Raw genomic sequence first — 17605 nt, 5'->3', positions numbered from 1 at the left:
GTATTCGGCACCGCCGCGCCGCGCCGGCACTGTACGAAGGTACAAGTGCCGCGGGCGCGGGCGCTGCCTAAGCTCGCCGCATAATCGGCATCCGCGCCTGTCGGATGCGCCAACGACGAGGGGAAACCATGAAGCGCACGCATCTGAGTCTGGCGGTGGGTCTTGCGGTGGGCGCGGCGTTCGCGTCGCCGGCATGGGCGCAGTCGCAGCCCGCCGGGGCCGCCCAGCAGGGCGGCACGCCGGTCAAGGCCAAGCAGCTGGACCAGGTGGTGGTCACCGCGCGCAAGCGTGCGGAAACGCTGCAGGACGTGCCGATCGCGGTGAGCGCGTTCACCGCCGATGACCTGCGCACGCAGAACGTGCAGAACCTCGGCGACCTGCAGGGCAAGGTGCCCTCGCTGCAGATCTACGCCGCGCGCGGCTCTAACACCACGCTCACCGCCTACATCCGCGGCGTGGGCCAGGCCGACCCCACCTGGGGCTTCGACCCCGGCGTGGGCATCTACATCGACGACGTCTATATGGCGCGCCCGCAAGGCGCGATGCTGGACGTGTTCGACGTGGATCGCATCGAGGTGCTGCGCGGTCCGCAGGGCACGCTGTACGGCAAGAACACCATCGGCGGCGCGATCAAGTACATCTCCAAGCCGCTGCCGGTGAAGACCGAGGGTGCGGTCGAGGCCACCGTGGGCACGCACGGCGAGAAGGACGTCAAGGCCAACCTCGGCACCGCCAGCGCGGACCAGGTCTGGCGTGCGCGCCTCGCGGTGGCCAGCATGCACAACGACGGCTTCGGCAAGGACATCGAGACCGGCAGCCGCAACGGCAACAAGAACACCAACGCCGCGCGGCTCACGCTGGGCTTCTTCCCCTCGAACGACTTCAACGCCCAGCTGGAGTTCGACGGCATGCGCGACAACTCCAACCCGCGCGGCGCGAAGATGCTGGAGGTCAACTCGTTCTATCCCAACTACCAGCCGCTCTCCAGTGACTACGACACGCGCAGCGGCATGGCGCAGCTCAACCACACCAAGGTCTACGGCAGCTCGCTGACGATGAACTGGATCGTCGATCCGGCATGGTCGCTGAAATCGGTGACCGCGGTGCGCGGCTCGTCCACCGACACCAACATCGACTTCGACACGCTGCCGGCGCAGGTCGCCGACGTAGGCGCGCTGTACAGCGACCACCAGTTCAGCCAGGAATTCCAGGCCAACTACGATGCCGGCGGCAGCGTGCACGGCGTGTTCGGCCTGTTCTACTTCGACGGCAGCGCGGACGGCCAGATCCACAACATCTTCCTCGGCTCGCCGCCGTACTCCACGCTGGGCTATTCGCAGTACGGCAGCACCGGCGGCGACATGGACACCAAGAGCTATGCCGGCTACGGCGACTTCACCTGGGACATGAGCCCCGACTGGAGCCTGGACGTGGGCCTGCGCTACACGCACGAGACCAAGACCGCGCTGATCCAGAACTACGGCTACGCCAACGCCAGCTTCAGCACGCCGATCGCGACGCTGGCCGACTTCAACGGCTCGCACGCGACGGACAACGTGTCGCCCAAGGTGTCGCTGGACTGGAGCGCGAACCCCAACGTGAAGCTGTACGCCAGCTACAGCGAAGGCTTCCACTCCGGCGGCTACAACATCCGCGCGAACTGCGCGGCGATCCCCAGTTCGTGCCGGCCGATCGACGACGAGAAGGTGAAGTCCTTCGAGCTGGGCAGCAAGATGACCTTCTTCGACGACCGCCTGATGATGAACACGGCGGCGTACCGCAACGTGTACTCCAACATCCAGCTGTCGGTGTTCACCTCCTACACGCTGCCGAACGGCCAGCAGGGCTTCTTCGGCGACTTCACCAACGCCGGCAAGGGCCACATCGACGGCCTGGAGGAAGAGTTTGCGTGGATGCCCTCGGACGACTGGACGCTGCGCGGCAACTTCGCCTGGATGCACACCAAGTACACGCAGTTCATGAGCGGCGGCGTCAACATCGCCGATACGCAGCGGTTCACCAACGCGCCGAAGTTCTCCGGCGGCCTCACGCTGGAGCACAGCATCCCGCTGGGCAACGGCGGCAGCCTCACCGGCCTGGTCAACTACAGCTACCAGAGCATGGTGTATCCGGAAACCACGCTGTCGCCGCTGATCGCGCAGCCGGCCTACGGCCTGTGGAACGCCGGCGTGACCTGGCAGATCGACCAGCCGTGGTCGCTGAGCCTGCAGGGCAGCAACCTCGCCAACAAGGCGTACCGCACCACCGGCTACAACATCGCCGCGCTGGGCATCGTCACCGGCTACTACGGCAACCCGCGCATGGTGACGCTGAGCGCGCGCTACGAATTCTGACGATGATGCGTGCGGCGCACAAACCGGGAGAATCGCGATGCGTTGGATGAAATGGTGCATGGCCGCCGCCGTATTGCTGACGGCGGCGGCGCAGGCCGACGAGGCTGCGCCGCTGCCCAGGCTGAAGGTCGACACGGCACGCGTGGCGGTGGCCGGCCTGTCCTCCGGGGCGTATATGGCGACCCAGGCGCAGCTGGCGTACCCGGAGGTCTTCCACGGCGCGGCGCTGGTGGCGGGCGGCCCCTATGGCTGCGCGGATGGCCAGTTGAACCTCGCGCTTGGTAGTTGCATGAAGGGCGTGCCGCCACCCGACGTGGATGCGCTGGTGAAGCGCGCGGAGCAGCGCGCCAGCTCCGGCGAGATCGGCTCCCTGGACGCATTGTCGTCATCGCACGTGTACTTGTTGCATGGTCGCGCCGACGCGGTCGTCGCTCCCGTGGTGGCCGAAGCCGGCGCGGCGTTCTACCGCAAGCTGCGCGATGGCGTGCCGGGCCTCAAGGGCATGCGGGTGGTGGACGACGGCCAGCGCGACTTCGGCCACAACCTGCCGGTGGCGGCGCGTGGCGACGACTGCGGCAAGTCCGAATCGCCCTACCTCGGCCACTGCGGCTTCGACGCGGCCGGCGCGATCTTCGCGCAGTTGTACGGCCCCGCACCGCGGGCGGCCACGGCGGCGAAGGGGGCGTTGCGCACGTTCGACCAGGATGCCCTGCGCCCCGGTGGCGCCGACGCCTTCCTTGCCGACACCGGCTACGTCTACCTGCCGCCAGATTGCCTCGCCGGCAAACCCTGTGGCCTGCTGGTGGCTCTGCATGGCTGCAAGCAGAACGCCGAGGCGGTGGGCGAGGCCTTCGTGCGCGATGCCGGCTTCAACCGTTGGGCGGACGCCTACGACGTGGCCGTGCTGTACCCTCAGACCCGCGCAAGCTTCGCGCCCTTGAATCCGCAGGCATGCTGGGACTGGTGGGGATATTCCGGCACGAACTACGACACCCGGCAGGGCGTGCAGCTGCGCTGGCTGGTGGGGGCGGTGCGCGCCATCGAGAAGTGAGGGCGGGTACTTTTCATCTCTCTCCCCTTTGGGGAGAGGGTTGGGGTGAGGGGCGGGTGCTCGCGGCGGCCTTTGTTTCCCTCCGCCTGCTTGTGCGCTTGCGCAAGTTTCAAAGCGGTTTCGTGCCGCTGCTGCGGCCCGAGTTACTTCCTGCCGGCCATCCTGCGGGTTTTCCTTCGCCCACCCGCCGCGCCATAGGGGGCTCGGATAAAGCAGCGCGCTCCAAGCGAGCACTTTCAGAAAGAGCAAAGGCAGGGGCAACGACAAAAGCTGGAGTGCTGCGGGCTTGCAGCGCTCCAGCTTTTGCTTTTGCTTTTGCTTCTGGCGCGCACGATGCGCGCCTGCTTTTCTGGGGCCCCTCGGCGGCGGTGAGGTGTGGACGATCAGGCCGCGCAGCGGGCGTTGCCATGGATGGCAACGCCTTTTCGACCGGGCAGGATGCCCGGCCGAAAAGCCCGGCCGCGCCTCACGGACTTGCCGGGCAGGAAGCCCGGCAAGCGCCGCCGCGGGGTGTCGTTTCCTCTTGGTTACTTCTCCTTTGGACAAGCAAAGGAGAAGTAACTCGGGCGCCGGCAGGCGTCCGAAACCGCTTTGAATCTGGCAAGAGAAAGCACACGAGCCAAAGCCCCTCTCCCCCAACCCTTCTCCCGCAAGCGGGAGAGGGGAGCAATGGGCGCGCGCCATGCTGAGCGTCGCCTGGATCGCCGCCGCCGCCCTGCTGTGGCTGGGCCTGCTGTTCGCCGTCGCGCTGTACGGCGAACGCCACGCCAAGGTGTTCAACAAGCGCTGGGCCATCGTCTACGGCCTGTCGCTGGCGATCCACTGCACCTCGTGGACGTTCTACGGCACCGTCACCCAGGCCAGCCGCTCAGGCTGGTGGCTCCCCCCCACCTTCGTGGGCGCCATCCTCATCTATGTGTTCGCAGCAGGCTGGCTACAGCGCCTGGTGCAGTTGGCACGCGAGTGCAACGCCAGCTCCCTGGCCGACCTGATCGCCGCGCGCCTGGGGCGACACTCCGGCCTGGCGGCCCTGGTCACCGCGGTGATGCTGCTCGGCATGGTTCCGTACATCGCGCTGCAGCTGAAGGCCGTGGCGATGAGCTACGGCGTGCTCAACCGCGGCCACTACGCCGGAACGCCAGCCTGGCAGGACAGCGCGCTCTACGTCGGACTGGCGATGGCCCTGTTCACGATGCTGTTCGGCACGCGCCGCGCCGCGGCCACCGAGCACAACCGCGGGCTGGTGCTGGCGGTGGCGTTCGAATCGCTGTTCAAGCTCGGCGCGATGCTGGCGCTGGGCTCGCTGCTGTTCACCAAGGTGCCGGCGACCGCGGCGATCGGCACGCTGCCGCCGGTGGATCGCGAAGGCTTCCCCGCGCTGATCCTGCTCGGCGCCCTGGCGATGTTCACCATGCCGCACCAGTTCCACGCCGGCGTGGTGGAGTGCCGCGACGACGGTCACGTGCGCACCGCGCGCTGGCTGTTCCCGCTGTACCTGCTGCTGATCGCGCTGCCGATCCTGCCGCTGGCGCGGCTGGGCGACAGCTGGCTGCGGCCGGTGGGCGTGCCGTCGGATCTCTACGTGCTGGTGCTGCCGCTGGCGCGCGGCGAACACGGTCTGGCGCTCACCGCCTTCCTCGGCGGCTTGAGCGCGGCGACCAGCATGGTGGTGGTGTCCACGCTCACGCTGAGCCTGATGGTGAGCAACCACTTCGTGGCGCCGCTGCTGGTGCGCGCGGGCTGGGGGCGCGGCGAGCGCGGCGATCTGCGCGGCGCGGTGCTGATGCAGCGGCGGCTGGCGATCCTCGCCATCGTGCTGCTGGCCTGGGGCTACAGCCGCGTGCTGGCGCGCAGCGACGCGCTGGCCGACATCGGCGCCATCTCGTTCTCCGCGCTGGCGGGACTGGCGCCGGCCGCGCTGGCGGCGGTGTACCGGCCGCAGATCGGCGCGCGTGCGGTGGGTGCCGGACTGCTGATGGGCACGCTGGTGTGGCTGTATGCCTTGCTGCCGGCGCTGTTCGCGCCGCAGCCGGCCTGGGTGCTCGATGGCCCGTTCGGCGTGGAATGGCTGGCGCCCGCCCATCTGCTCGGTCTGGACGACTGGAGCCGCCTGGCGCGCGCGGTGGTGTTGAGCCTCGCGGCGAACGTGGCGGTGATGTGGCTGGTGGCGCGCTCGCGCCTGGCGCACGCGGCGCCGGCGCCGGGCGGCGGCGTGGTGCTGGCGGAACTGCGCGCGCTGGCGCAGCGCTTCCTGCCCGCGGCGCGCGTGCACGAGCTGTTCCGCGACGCGCCGGATCGCGTGCTGGCCGATGCCTTGCGCATCGCCGCGGTGGAGCATGAGCTGGCCGCGGTGATCGGCGCCGCGTCCGCGCGCCTGCTGCTGGACGTGATGCGCCATCAGGGGCGGCAGGATCTGGACGCGGTGGCCGCCATCGTGGGCGAGGCCGCGCAGGATCTGCGTTTCAACCAGCGCGTGCTGGCCGCGGCCCTGACCAGCATGAGCCAGGGTATCTGCGTGGTGGACGCGCAGCTGTGCGTGGTGGCCTGGAACCGTCCCTACGAGGAATTGTTCGCCTATCCGCCAGGCCTGCTCGAAGTGGGGAGGCCGGTGGCCGAACTGGTGCGCCACAACCTCGCCGCCGGCCTGGCTGGCGGCAGCGAGGTCGATGCCGACGTGCGTCGTCGCCTGGCGCACATGGAGGCCGGTTCGCTGCATCACTCGGAGCGGCAATTCCCGAATGGCGTGGCGGTGGAGATCCGCGGCAGCCCGATGCCGGGCGGCGGCTACGTGGCCACCTATACCGACGTCACCGCGTTCCGCAGTGCCGAGCGCGCGCTGAAGCGCATCAACGAGACGCTGGAGCAGCGCGTGGCCGAGCGCACGCAGGCGCTGGCACTGGCCAGCGACGCCGCGCAACGGGCGAACGAGGCGAAGACGCACTTCCTCGCCGCGGTCAGCCACGACCTGCTGCAGCCGCTGCATGCCGCGCAACTGTTCTCGCATGCCCTCCAGGTGCGCCTCGCGGGCGACGAAGCCGCCGCCACCGCGCGCCACCTGGACGGCGCGCTGGCCGCCACCGAAAGCCTGCTCGCCGGCCTGCTCGACATCGCCAAGCTGGAGGGCGGCCGTTTCAACGTGCAACCGCGCGACTTTGCGCTGGCCGAGGTACTCGACCCGCTGGCCGCCGAGTTCCGCGCGCTGGCCGAGGAACGCGGTATCCGCCTTCGCGTGGTGGGCACCCGCGGCTGGGCGCATTCGGATCCGCAACTGCTGCGTCGCGTATTGCAGAACTTCCTCGCCAACGCGCTGCGCTATACCGAGCACGGCCGCGTGCTGCTGGGCTGCCGTCGCGCGGATGGGCAGTGGCGCATCGAGGTGTGGGACAGCGGCCCGGGCATCGCCGAAGACGAGCAGCAATTGATCTTCGAACAGTTCCGCCGCGGCAGCGCGGCCAGCGGACAAGGCCTGGGCCTGGGGCTGGCGATCGCCGAGCGCATGGCCGGCCTGCTCGGCCATCGCCTGTCGCTGCGCTCATGGCCCGGCCGGGGCAGCGTGTTCGCGGTGGAATTGCCGCGTGCAGCCACCGGCCGCACGGTGCGTCCGCCGGCCGTGGCATCGACGCGGCAGTTGCCGCAGGGCCGTGCGCTGGTGCTGGACAACGAACCGGCAGCCCTCGCAGCGATGAGCGTGCTGCTGGCGAGCTGGCAATGGCAGGTGCACGAGGCGCGTACGCCGGCGCAGGCGGAACAGGCGCCGTGGACGCCGGATCTGCTGGTGCTCGACTACCACCTCGACGGCGGCCTCACCGGGCTGGATGCATTGGCCGCGCTGCGCGAACGCTTTGGCGCATTGCCTGCAGTGGTACTGACCGCCGACCGCGACGCCGCACTGCGCCAGCGCCTGCTCGAAGCCGGCGTCAGCGTGTTGTACAAGCCGCTCAAGCCGCTGGCGCTGCGGCAGTTGATCCAGCATCACATGGCGGCGCGCGAGGCGGCCTCGGTGTGAGACGCTACGGATGCGCCTCAGTCGACGCGCGCGGGATCGATCAGATCCAGGGTGCGCAGCAGCATGCTGGCCTGCGTGCGGTTGCGCACGCCCAGCTTCTCGAAGATCGCGGTGACGTGTGCCTTCACCGTGCGCTCCTGGATCGCCAGCCGGTCGGCGATCTGCTTGTTGAGCAGGCCCTCGGCGAGCAGGCCGAGCACGCGGTACTGCTGTGCGGTGAGCCGCGACAGGCGCGCGGCCAGCTCGCTGTCGTTCGGGTCGGAGGGCAGGGCGGCCACGCTTTCGCCCAAGTGCGGCGGCACCCATTCGCCGCAGTCGAGCACGGTGCGGATCGCGGTGGTGATCTCGCCGGGGCTGGCGCTCTTGGAGATGAAACCGGCGGCGCCGTGATCCAGCACGCGCCGCACCACGCGCGGCTCGTCGTGCGCGGACACCACCATCACCGCCACCGCGGGGAATTGCCCGCGCAGCGTGGCCAGACCGGACAGGCCGCGGCTGCCGGGCATGTGCAGGTCGAGCAGCACCAGGTCGGTGTCCGGCTCCGCGCCCAGCGCATCGAGCGTGCCGGGCAGGTCGCAGGCCTCGCCGATGCTGCCGTCGTCCAGCGCCGCCAACGCGGCCTGGTGCAGCGCGGCGCGGAACAGCGGATGGTCGTCGGCGATCAGCAGGCGTGGCATGCCGTCGAGGGTAACGGCACGCCGCGGCGGACGCATCGGACTTTCGTCCCATGGCCTGCGCGCGGCGGCGCGCTATCGTGCGGGGATGCTGCCCATCGTCCGCCTGTCCTGCCTTGCCACCGCCGTGTTCGTGCTGGTGGGCTGCGCCGCGTCGCCATCGTCCAGGGAAAACGCCATGACGCCTTCCTTCGTGGTCAGCCCGATCCGGGAGACCGTGCACCGCGGCGGCGACGACCTGCTCAGCGCCGGCCTCGGCCTCGCCGGCCTGCGCGGCGCGCCGTCGGCGTATGCCGATCCGTTGCATCCCACTTCCGCCGAGTTGCGTCGCCGCGCGATCCAGGCCAGTTGGAAAGGCATCGCCGATCTCGGCCCGTTGGGGGGCTACGGCAGCGTGTACGGCGCGGTGCCCGACGTGCCCGGCCGCGAGTACACGGCGTTCGCGCGCATTCCCGGCGCGCACTCGCCGCATCGCGTGCTGCTGCAGGCGCCCGACCATTTCGACCGCGTGGCGCGCTGCCTGGTGGTCACGGCCTCGTCCGGCTCGCGCGGCATCTACGGCGCCATCGCGCTGGCCGGCGCGTGGGGCCTGCCGAAGGGCTGCGCGGTGGCCTACACCGACAAGGGCACCGGCGCGGGCTATTTCGACACCGCCGACGGCACCGGCGTGGCGCTGGACGGTACGCGCGCCAAGGCCGGGCAGGCCCAACTGGAATTTGCGCCCGCCGACGCGCCCGCCGATGCCGGCATCGCGGTGAAGCATGCGCATTCGGGCGACAACCCGGAGGCCGACTGGGGACGCCATGTGCTGCAGGCGGCGCGCTTCGGGCTGGCGATGCTGGATCGCGCCTATCCCGACGCGGCGCCGTTCACCCCGCAGAACACGCGGATCATCGCCACCGGCCTGTCCAACGGCGGCGGCGCGGTATTGCAGGCGGCGGGATTGGACGACGATGGCCTGCTCGCCGGCGTGGTGGCGCTGGAGCCGAACGTGCACGTGCCGGGCCATGGCCGTGCGCTGTACGACTATGTCACCGAGGCCGCACTGCTGATGCCCTGCGCGCTGGCCGACGCGCGCTTCGCCGACACGCCATTCGCGCGCGCCAGCGGGGCGGTGCCGCCGGCTTTCCTCGCGCGTTGCGCCAGCCTGCATGCCGACGGCGTGCTGCAGGCGAACACGCCGAACAAGCAGGCGGCCGAAGCCCTGCAGAAACTGCACGACAGCGGCTGGCGCGACGAGGCCATCGCCACTGGCGCCAGCAGCACGGCGTTCGACGTGTGGCGCGCGGTGGCGGCGGGTTACGCCTCGGCCTACCTGCGCCGCGGCGTGGGCCACATGCCGTGCGGCTACAGCTATCGGGCGATGGACAATGCCGATGCCGCGGTGCGCGCCTCGTGGTGGGCGGACGCCTCCGGCATACCGCCGGGCAACGGCGTGGCGCTGGCTGGCGGCACCGACGGTTCGGCCGATCCCACGCTGCCGGGCCTGCGCTGCCTGCGCGACTTGTGGACGGGCGATGGCGCCGATGCCAGAGCGCTGCATGTCGCGGTGGCATCGCTGGCGGCACGCCTGCCGCGCGGCAATCTGCCGGTGTGGGTGGTGCACGGCGCCAGCGACGGGCTGCTGCCCACCGCGTTCACCTCCGAGCCCTACGTCGCATGGTTGCAGGCCAAGGGCCGCCATCCGCTGTACTGGAAGGTGCCGGCCGCGCAGCACTTCGATGCCTTCCTCGCCTTGCCCGGCTTCGGCGACCGCCACGTGCCGCTGCTGCCTTACGGCTACGCCGCGCTCGACCGGCTCTGGGCGCACCTGCATGCGGGTGCGCCGTGGCCGGCGAGCGTGCCCACGCCGGCCGCGCGTCCGCGTGGCGCCGCCACGCTGACGCGCGAGTCGCTGGATCTGCCGCAATAACGGCGGCAGGCGTTATCCTTGGCAGCCCGCGTGCGCCTGTCCGGGCGCACCCAGCCAACACCAAGGATCAAGCATGGCCATCCAAGTCACCCTGCACACCAACCGCGGCCCGATCCGCCTGAACCTGCACGACGACAAGGCGCCGCTGACCGTGGCCAACTTCGTGAACCTGGCCAAGCGCGGCTACTACGATGGCCTGTCGTTCCACCGCGTGATCGCCGACTTCATGATCCAGGGCGGTTGCCCGGAAGGCAGCGGTCGCGGCGGCCCGGGCTACAAGTTCGAGGACGAGTTCCACCCCTCGCTGCGCCACGACAAGCCGGGCGTGCTTTCCATGGCCAACGCCGGCCCGCGTACCAATGGCAGCCAGTTCTTCATCACCCACGGCGCCACGCCGTGGCTGGACGGCAAGCACAGCGTGTTCGGCGAGGTGGTGGACGCGAACGACCAGCAGGTGGTCGATGCGATCCGCCAGAACGACGTGATCGAGAAGGTCACGGTGGACGGCGACGCGGGCGCGCTGCTCGCCGCCAAGGCCGACCGCGTGCAGGAGTGGAACGAGACGCTGGACGCGCGCGGTTGATCGTTGCACGCGGGCAGCCCCGGGATGCCTGCGTTCCCGCTCCATGGCGACATGGAGCCTTGCCCCGGTTCTTCGTCGAACCTCATGAAAGGAGATCAGCGATGTCCCTACTCGACAGTTTGAGCGGCTTGCTTGGTGGTGGCCAGGGTGGTGCCGGCGGCGCATCGTCGCTGGTCAATGTGGCCGGCCAATTGATCCAGCAGGCCGGCGGCGTGCAAGGGCTGGCCAGCATGCTGCAGCAGCACGGCCTTGGCGACGCGGTGCAGTCGTGGATCGGCAGCGGCGCGAACCAGCCGGTATCGCCCGGGCAACTGGGCCAGGCGCTGCAGAACGGCGGCCTGGGTTCCGTGGTGCAGGAGGCGGCGGGCAAGCTGGGCGTGGATCCGGGCGAATTGCTCGGCCAGCTTTCGCAGGTGCTGCCGCACGCGGTGGATCACCTCACGCCCGACGGCCAGGCGCCGGCCACTGGTGGCGGCGGCTTCGATCTCTCGATGCTGGGCGGCCTGGCCGAGAAGCTGCTCGCATCGCGCGGTGCCTGATTTCTGCAATCGTCTCTGATCGCGAAGATCAAATGGGCGGCCATCCACCCTGGCCGCACTCTTCAGTTTAGGAAGGTTTGATCAATCGGCTCGCTGCTCGTCATTCCAGCGAAAGCTGGAATCCAGCGTCTTCGTATCCAGCGACTTGCAGGCGCCGGATCCCGGCTTTCGCTGGGATGACGATCAAAATCAGGCCTTCCTCAAAGGGAAGACAGGAAACAAAAAAAGCGCGGCAGGGCAACCTGCCGCGCTTTTCGTTGTGCCCGGCCGCTGGCTCAGTAGCCGGCGAACTTCAGCACGAACAGCAGGATGACCGCGCCGACGATGGACATCAGGAAGCCGGCGGTGTGGAACTTCGAGTCCGGCGCGGGCTTGCTGAACAGCCTGGCGACGAAGCCGCCGATGACGGAGCCGACGATGCCGATGATCGCGGTGATCCAGAAGCCGTGATGGTCGGCGCCCGGCACGATCCAGCGTGCGATGAGGCCGACGAAGAAGCCGACGATGATGGACCAGATGATATGGAACATGCGCATTACTCCTCGGGCTGCCTGAAATCTTCGGGTGGAAAGACCTGCCATCGCTACGCCTGACGGCGTCCGCATCATGCCAGCAGCACGGGGGCAGGGCGATAGGGCGAATTCCTGCGCAAGGAATTGACGCGTCGCCGCATGCTAAAATCCGCCGGCTAGCCGAACCAGAATCCGACGATCCCCTCCCCACGATCCAGAGGAAGCCATGCCCCAGCTCGCCCAGCGCGTCGGCCGCGCCAAACCCAGCGCGATCATGGTCATCGCCAGCAAGGCGAAGCAGCTCAAGGCCGAGGGCCGCGACATCATCAGCTTCTCCATCGGCGTGCCGAATTTCCTGCCTGGCGAGCACGTGTACGCGGCGGCGCGCGAGGCGCTCAGCCACGACAGCGGCCAGTACGGCAGCAACCGCGGCGCGGATGCGCTGCTCGACGCCTTCCTGAAACATATCGAGGCGATGGGCTTCAGCGGCTACGGCCACGCCAACCTGTCGGTGGGCATCGGCGCCAAGCAGGTGCTGTACAACCTGGCCGAGGCGATGCTGGACGAGGGCGACGAGATCGCCTTCGCCGCGCCGTACTGGACTACCTACCGCGACATCGCCGACATCGTGGGCGCGAAGGCCAACGTGCTGCATTGTGGCCCGGAGCAGGACTACAAGCTCACGCCATCGCAGCTCGACGCCGCGCTGGCGCGCAAGCCCAAGGTGTTCCTGTTCAACAATCCGTCCAACCCGACCGGCATGGTCTACACGCGCGAGGAAATCGCCGCGCTGGCCGAAGTGCTGGCGAAGCATCCGGACACCTGGATCATCACCGACGACATCTACAACTCGATGGTGTTCGACGGCATCGGCTACCACAACTTCGTGCATGCGAAGCCGGAGTTGAAGGATCGCCTGGTCTTCGTCGACTCGGTGTCCAAGACCTACGGCATGCCGGGCTGGCGCGTGGGCCTGATCGCCGGCCCCGAGAGCGTGGCCAAGGCGGTCACCACGCTCAACTCCAACCACATCACCAGCGTGCCGGAAGTGATCACCGCCGCCGCGGTGGCCGCGTTCGCCGGCCCGCAGGACATCCCGCAGGCCAAGTGCGCGGAATTCGCCAAGCGGCGCGACACCGTGATGGCCGCGCTCAACGCGATCCCGGGCGTCAGCTGCCCGCGGCCGCAGGGCGCGTTCTACGCGTTCCCCGACATCTCTGTCGCCTTCGGCAAGAGCCACAAGGGCGTGAAGATCACCAGCGACGTGGAGTTCTGCGCCGCGCTGCTGGAGGCCAAGGGCGTGGCCTGCGTGCCCGGCTCGGCCTTCGGCGAACCGCGCGCCCTGCGCATTTCCTACACCTGCCCGCCGGAACAATTGCAGCCCGGCCTGCAGCGCATCCAGGAGTTCTTCGCCGAACTCGCCTGAGACGTACCGCGTTTTCGTATCCGTAGCACCCATCCCGGAGATCCAACGATGAAAGCCCCCGTTCGAGTTGCCGTTACCGGCGCCGCTGGCCAGATCGGCTACGCCCTGCTGTTCCGCATCGCCGCAGGCGACATGCTGGGCCCCGACCAGCCGGTGATCCTGCACCTGCTGGAAATCACCCCGGCGCTGCCTTCGCTGCAGGGCGTGGTGATGGAGCTCAACGACTGCGCGTTCCCGACCCTGGCCGGCGTGGTCGCCACCGACGACGTCAACGTGGCCTTCAAGGACGTGGACTACGCGCTGCTGGTCGGCGCCCGTCCGCGCGGCCCCGGCATGGAGCGCAAGGATCTGCTGGAAGCCAACGGCGCGATCTTCGCCCCGCAGGGCAAGGCGCTGAACGACCACGCCAAGCGCGACGTGAAGGTGCTGGTGGTCGGCAACCCGGCCAACACCAATGCGCTGATCGCCCAGCAGAACGCGCCCAGCCTCGATCCGAAGTGCTTCACCGCGATGGTGCGCCTCGACCACAACCGAGCGCTGTCGCAGCTCGCCGAGCGAACCGGCAAGCACACCACCGACATCCGCAAGGTCACCATCTGGGGCAACCACAGCTCCACCCAGTACCCCGACCTGCACCACGCCACCGTGGACGGCAAGCCGGCGCTGTCGCTGGTCGACCAGTCCTGGTACGAGAGCGATTTCATCCCCACCGTGCAGCAGCGCGGCGCGGCCATCATCAAGGCGCGCGGCGCCTCGTCGGCCGCTTCCGCCGCTTCCGCCGCGATCGACCACATGCGCACCTGGGCGCTGGGCACCGCGGAAGGCGACTGGGTGTCGATGGGCATCCCGTCCGACGGCTCCTACGGCATCGCGCCGGGCGTGATCTTCGGCTACCCGGTGACGGTGAAGGACGGCAAGTACGCCATCGTGCAGGGCCTGGAGATCAACGCGTTCTCGCAGGCGCGCATCGACGCCACCGAGAAGGAACTGCGCGAGGAGCGCGCGGGCGTGGAGCACCTGTTCGCGAAGTGATCGCTTCGGGGCCCATGTGCGAAACGAAGAAGGGCGGCCATTGGCCGCCCTTCTTCGTTCCGGCGATGCGGATGCATCAGGCCGCGGCGGCCTCGATCGCCGGCGCCGAGCTGCGGATCAGGTGGTCGAACGCACCCAGCGCAGCGGTGGAGCCGGCGCCCATCGCGATCACGATCTGCTTGTACGGCACCGTGGTGGCGTCGCCGGCGGCGAACACGCCGGGCAGCGAGGTCTGGCCACGCGCGTCGATCACGATCTCGCCGCGCGGGGACAGTTCCAGCGTGCCCTTCAGCCACTCGGTGTTCGGCAGCAGGCCGATCTGCACGAAGATGCCTTCCAGCGAGAGGCTGTGCATGCCGCCGTCGTTGCGATCCTTGTAGACCAGGCCGCTGACCTTCTGGCCGTCGCCCAGCACCTCGGTGCTCTGCGCGCTGACGATCACGTCCACGTTGGGCAGGCTGCGCAGCTTGCGCTGCAGCACCTCGTCGGCGCGCAGCTTGCCGTCGAACTCGATCAGGGTGACGTGAGCCACGATGCCGGCCAGGTCGATGGCCGCCTCGACGCCCGAGTTGCCGCCGCCGATCACCGCCACGCGCTTGCCCTTGAACAGCGGGCCGTCGCAGTGTGGGCAGTAGGCCACGCCCTTGTTGCGGTACTCGTTCTCGCCGGGCACGCCCATCTGGCGCCAGCGCGCGCCGGTGGAGAGCACCACCGACTTCGATTTCAGCGCGGCGCCGTTTTCCAGCTCGACCTCGATCAGGCCGCTGGCGGACTCGCTGGCCGGCACCAGCCTGGTGGCGCGCTGCAGGTTCATGATGTCCACGTCGTAGTTGCGGACGTGCTGTTCCAGCGCGGCGCCAAGTTTGGGGCCTTCGGTGTAGTCGACCGAGATGAAGTTCTCGATCGCCATGGTGTCCAGCACCTGGCCGCCGAAGCGCTCGGCCGCCACGCCGGTGCGGATGCCCTTGCGCGCGGCGTAGATAGCCGCCGCGGCGCCGGCCGGGCCGCCACCGACCACCAGCACGTCGAAGGCGGGCTTGGTCTTGATTTCCTCGGCGGCGCGCGCGGCGGCGCCGGTGTCGAGCTTGGCGACGATCTGTTCCAGGCTCATGCGGCCCTGGTCGAAGACTTCGCCGTTGAGGTACACGGTGGGCACCGACATGATCTGGCGGCGATCCACCTCGTCCTGGTAGAGCGCGCCGTCGATGGCGACGTGGTGGACGTTCGGGTTCAGCACGCTCATCAGGTTGAGCGCCTGCACCACGTCCGGGCAGTTCTGGCAGGACAGCGAGAAGTAGGTTTCGAAGCGGAATTCGCCTTCGAGGTTCTGCACCTGAGCGATGGTTTCCGCGGCGGCCTTGGACGGATGGCCGCCCACCTGCAGCAGCGCCAGCACCAGCGAGGTGAATTCGTGGCCGAGCGGAATGCCGGCGAAGCGCACGCCGATGTCGGTGCCCACGCGGTTGATCGCGAACGAGGGTTTGCGCGCTTCGCTGTCGTCGCGGCGCAGGGAAATCCGGTCGCTGAGCGCGGCGATTTCATGCAGCAGCTCGTCCAGCTCGTGCGCCTTGGCGCTGTCGTCCAGCGCGGCGACGAGTTCGATCGGCTGCGTGAGTTTTTCCAGGTAGCCCTTCAGCTGGGCCTTGATGGCTTCGTCGAGCATGGCGAGCACTCCGGGAGGGAATCAGGGGGAGACGCTTGTGGCAGCGGCCGGCGCCGAGGGAGGGGCGACTTGCGGGGGAGGGGCGAAGCCGGGCACGGCGCAGGCCGCTGGCACAAACGTCTTGCAGGGAGGAGGGGAGCCGGGCGGCGTGCGCCCGGCTCCGGTGTCGCGTGTTGCGTCAGGCGATCAGATCTTGCCGACCAGATCCAGCGAGGGGGCGAGGGTCTTCTCGCCTTCCTTCCACTTGGCCGGGCACACTTCGCCCGGGTGGCTGGCGACGTACTGCGCGGCCTTCACCTTGCGCAGCAGTTCCTTGGCGTCGCGGCCGATGCCGCCGGCGGTCACTTCGACGATCTGGATCTTGCCCTGCGGGTCGATCACGAAGGTGCCGCGGTCAGCCAGGCCGGCGTCCTCGATCAGCACTTCAAAGTTGCGCGAGATCGCGTGGGTGGGGTCGCCCACCATGGTGTAGCCGATCTTCTTCACCGCGTCGGAAGTGTCGTGCCACGCCTTGTGCGAGAAGTGCGTGTCGGTGGAGACGCTGTAGATCTCCACGCCCAGCTTCTGGAACTCGGCGTAATTGTCGGCCAGGTCTTCCAGCTCGGTCGGGCAGACGAAGGTGAAGTCGGCGGGGTAGAAGAACACCACGGACCACTTGTTCTTGAGGTCGGCCTCGGTCACTTCGATGAACTTGCCGGCCTTGAGCGCCTGCGCCTTGAACGGCTTCACTTCGGTATTGATCAAAGACATTTCGTGGTCTCCGTTGCGGGTGGTTGGGTGAATCGATGCAGCCAATTCTAGGCGGCTCATCTGATTCGTCCAATTGATTGTTGACATGGAGATCATTGTTCGTGGCTATCGAACGGACGGCGGATCGCTGTGCTGCAGCAAGAGCTGCAGGGCGCGCGTGGGCTAAAATATGCGTTTTGACGGAGGCCATATGACCCAATCAGCCACCGCCGGCGCCCGCTTCCGTGCCGCGCTTGCCGCCGAAGCCCCGCTGCAGGTGATCGGCGCGATCACCGCCTATGCCGGCCTGATGGCCAAGCGGGTGGGCTACAAGGCGCTCTATCTCTCCGGCGGCGGCGTGGCCGCCAATTCGCTGGGCATGCCCGATCTCGGCATCTCCACCATGGAAGACGTGCTCACCGACGCGCGCCGCATCGTGGACGCCACCGGCCTGCCGCTGCTGGTCGACATCGACACCGGCTGGGGCGGCGCCTTCAACATCGCGCGCACCATCCGCAACTTCGAGCGCATCGGCGTGGCTGCGGTGCACATCGAGGATCAGGTGGGGCAGAAGCGCTGCGGCCATCGCCCCGGCAAGGAAGTGGTGCCGAAGGACGAGATGGTCGACCGCGTGAAGGCGGCGGTGGACGCGAAGACCAATGCGGATTTCGTGCTGATGGCGCGCACCGACGCCGCCGCGGTGGAAGGCATCGATGCCGCCATCGACCGCGCCTGCGCCTACGTCGAGGCCGGCGCCGACATGATCTTCCCCGAGGCGATGAAGACGCTGGACGACTACCGCAAGTTCAAGGCGGCGGTGAAGGTGCCGATCCTCGCCAACCTCACCGAGTTCGGTTCCACGCCGTTCTTCACCACCGACGAGCTGAAGAGCGCCAACGTGGACATCGCGCTGTACTGCTGCGGCGCCTATCGCGCCATGAACAAGGCGGCGCTGAACTTCTACGAGACGGTGCGTCGCGAGGGCACCCAGAAGAACATCATCGACACCTTGCAGACGCGCGAGGAGCTGTACGACTTCCTCGGCTACCACGCCTACGAGGACAAGCTCGACGCGCTGTTCGCCGACAAGAAAGCCTGATTCCGTTTCACCGGCCGGCGTCCTG

13 protein-coding genes are annotated in these 17605 nt (G+C 68.6%); 9 read left to right on the top strand and 4 right to left on the bottom strand.

Features of this window, described 5'->3' with window-relative positions; genetic code table 11:
* Positions 1-128: 128 nt before the first annotated feature.
* The 3 genes from ACZ5Z2_RS10805 to ACZ5Z2_RS10795 all read left to right on the top strand — a co-directional run bounded on the left by ACZ5Z2_RS10805 (position 129) and on the right by ACZ5Z2_RS10795 (position 7411).
* Entirely contained in the window at positions 129-2354 is a 2226-nt protein-coding gene (locus ACZ5Z2_RS10805; protein WP_464758576.1) for a TonB-dependent receptor, read from the top strand.
* A gap of 58 nt (positions 2355-2412) precedes the next feature.
* A complete protein-coding gene (locus ACZ5Z2_RS10800) occupies positions 2413-3405 on the top strand; it encodes an extracellular catalytic domain type 2 short-chain-length polyhydroxyalkanoate depolymerase (RefSeq protein ID WP_464758575.1) in 993 nt (330 codons plus the stop codon).
* Positions 3406-4087: 682 nt separating this feature from the next.
* Entirely contained in the window at positions 4088-7411 is a 3324-nt protein-coding gene (locus ACZ5Z2_RS10795; RefSeq protein WP_464758574.1) for a hybrid sensor histidine kinase/response regulator, read from the top strand.
* A 17-nt stretch (positions 7412-7428) separates the two neighbouring features.
* On the opposite strand, the gene ACZ5Z2_RS10790 is transcribed toward ACZ5Z2_RS10795, so the two are convergent.
* Positions 7429-8088, bottom strand: a complete 660-nt coding sequence (locus tag ACZ5Z2_RS10790; protein WP_464761695.1) for a response regulator — start codon at positions 8086-8088, stop codon at positions 7429-7431.
* A gap of 85 nt (positions 8089-8173) precedes the next feature.
* On the opposite strand from ACZ5Z2_RS10790, the gene ACZ5Z2_RS10785 reads away from it, so the two are divergent.
* The 3 genes from ACZ5Z2_RS10785 to ACZ5Z2_RS10775 all read left to right on the top strand — a co-directional run bounded on the left by ACZ5Z2_RS10785 (position 8174) and on the right by ACZ5Z2_RS10775 (position 11119).
* Positions 8174-9997 carry a 3-hydroxybutyrate oligomer hydrolase family protein gene (locus ACZ5Z2_RS10785; RefSeq protein ID WP_464758573.1) on the top strand — a complete coding sequence of 608 codons (1824 nt, stop codon included), beginning with the start codon at positions 8174-8176 and terminating at the stop codon, positions 9995-9997.
* Between the two features lie 73 nt (positions 9998-10070).
* Complete coding sequence (locus ACZ5Z2_RS10780; RefSeq protein ID WP_464758572.1) at positions 10071-10580, top strand: peptidylprolyl isomerase; 510 nt, start codon at positions 10071-10073, stop codon at positions 10578-10580.
* Between the two features lie 101 nt (positions 10581-10681).
* The gene (locus ACZ5Z2_RS10775; RefSeq protein ID WP_464758571.1) at positions 10682-11119 is read left to right on the top strand and encodes a YidB family protein; all 438 of its coding nucleotides are present in this window, start codon (positions 10682-10684) and stop codon (positions 11117-11119) included.
* Between the two features lie 275 nt (positions 11120-11394).
* On the opposite strand, the gene ACZ5Z2_RS10770 is transcribed toward ACZ5Z2_RS10775, so the two are convergent.
* Positions 11395-11649, bottom strand: a complete 255-nt coding sequence (locus ACZ5Z2_RS10770) for a GlsB/YeaQ/YmgE family stress response membrane protein (RefSeq protein ID WP_464758570.1) — start codon at positions 11647-11649, stop codon at positions 11395-11397.
* Between the two features lie 208 nt (positions 11650-11857).
* Between ACZ5Z2_RS10770 and ACZ5Z2_RS10765 the strand changes: the two genes are divergently transcribed.
* A complete protein-coding gene (locus tag ACZ5Z2_RS10765; protein ID WP_464758569.1) occupies positions 11858-13057 on the top strand; it encodes a pyridoxal phosphate-dependent aminotransferase in 1200 nt (399 codons plus the stop codon).
* 48 nt (positions 13058-13105) lie between these two features.
* On the top strand, positions 13106-14089 hold the full coding sequence (locus ACZ5Z2_RS10760) for a malate dehydrogenase (RefSeq protein ID WP_464758568.1): 984 nt from the start codon (positions 13106-13108) through the stop codon (positions 14087-14089).
* 76 nt (positions 14090-14165) lie between these two features.
* On the opposite strand, the gene ahpF is transcribed toward ACZ5Z2_RS10760, so the two are convergent.
* Together ahpF and ahpC are read right to left on the bottom strand one after the other, a co-directional pair.
* Positions 14166-15752 (bottom strand): alkyl hydroperoxide reductase subunit F, encoded by a 1587-nt coding sequence (gene ahpF / locus ACZ5Z2_RS10755; RefSeq protein WP_464758567.1) that lies wholly within the window; start codon positions 15750-15752, stop codon positions 14166-14168.
* A gap of 186 nt (positions 15753-15938) precedes the next feature.
* Positions 15939-16502 carry an alkyl hydroperoxide reductase subunit C gene (gene ahpC / locus ACZ5Z2_RS10750; protein WP_464758566.1) on the bottom strand — a complete coding sequence of 188 codons (564 nt, stop codon included), beginning with the start codon at positions 16500-16502 and terminating at the stop codon, positions 15939-15941.
* 190 nt (positions 16503-16692) lie between these two features.
* Between ahpC and prpB the strand changes: the two genes are divergently transcribed.
* A complete protein-coding gene (prpB, locus tag ACZ5Z2_RS10745) occupies positions 16693-17580 on the top strand; it encodes a methylisocitrate lyase (protein WP_464758565.1) in 888 nt (295 codons plus the stop codon).
* Positions 17581-17605: the final 25 nt, after the last annotated feature.

This window comes from Rhodanobacter sp. G1, from assembly GCF_055397855.1.
Note: the sequence above shows the minus strand (reverse complement) of the source record. Positions and strands in the feature narration are given on the sequence as shown.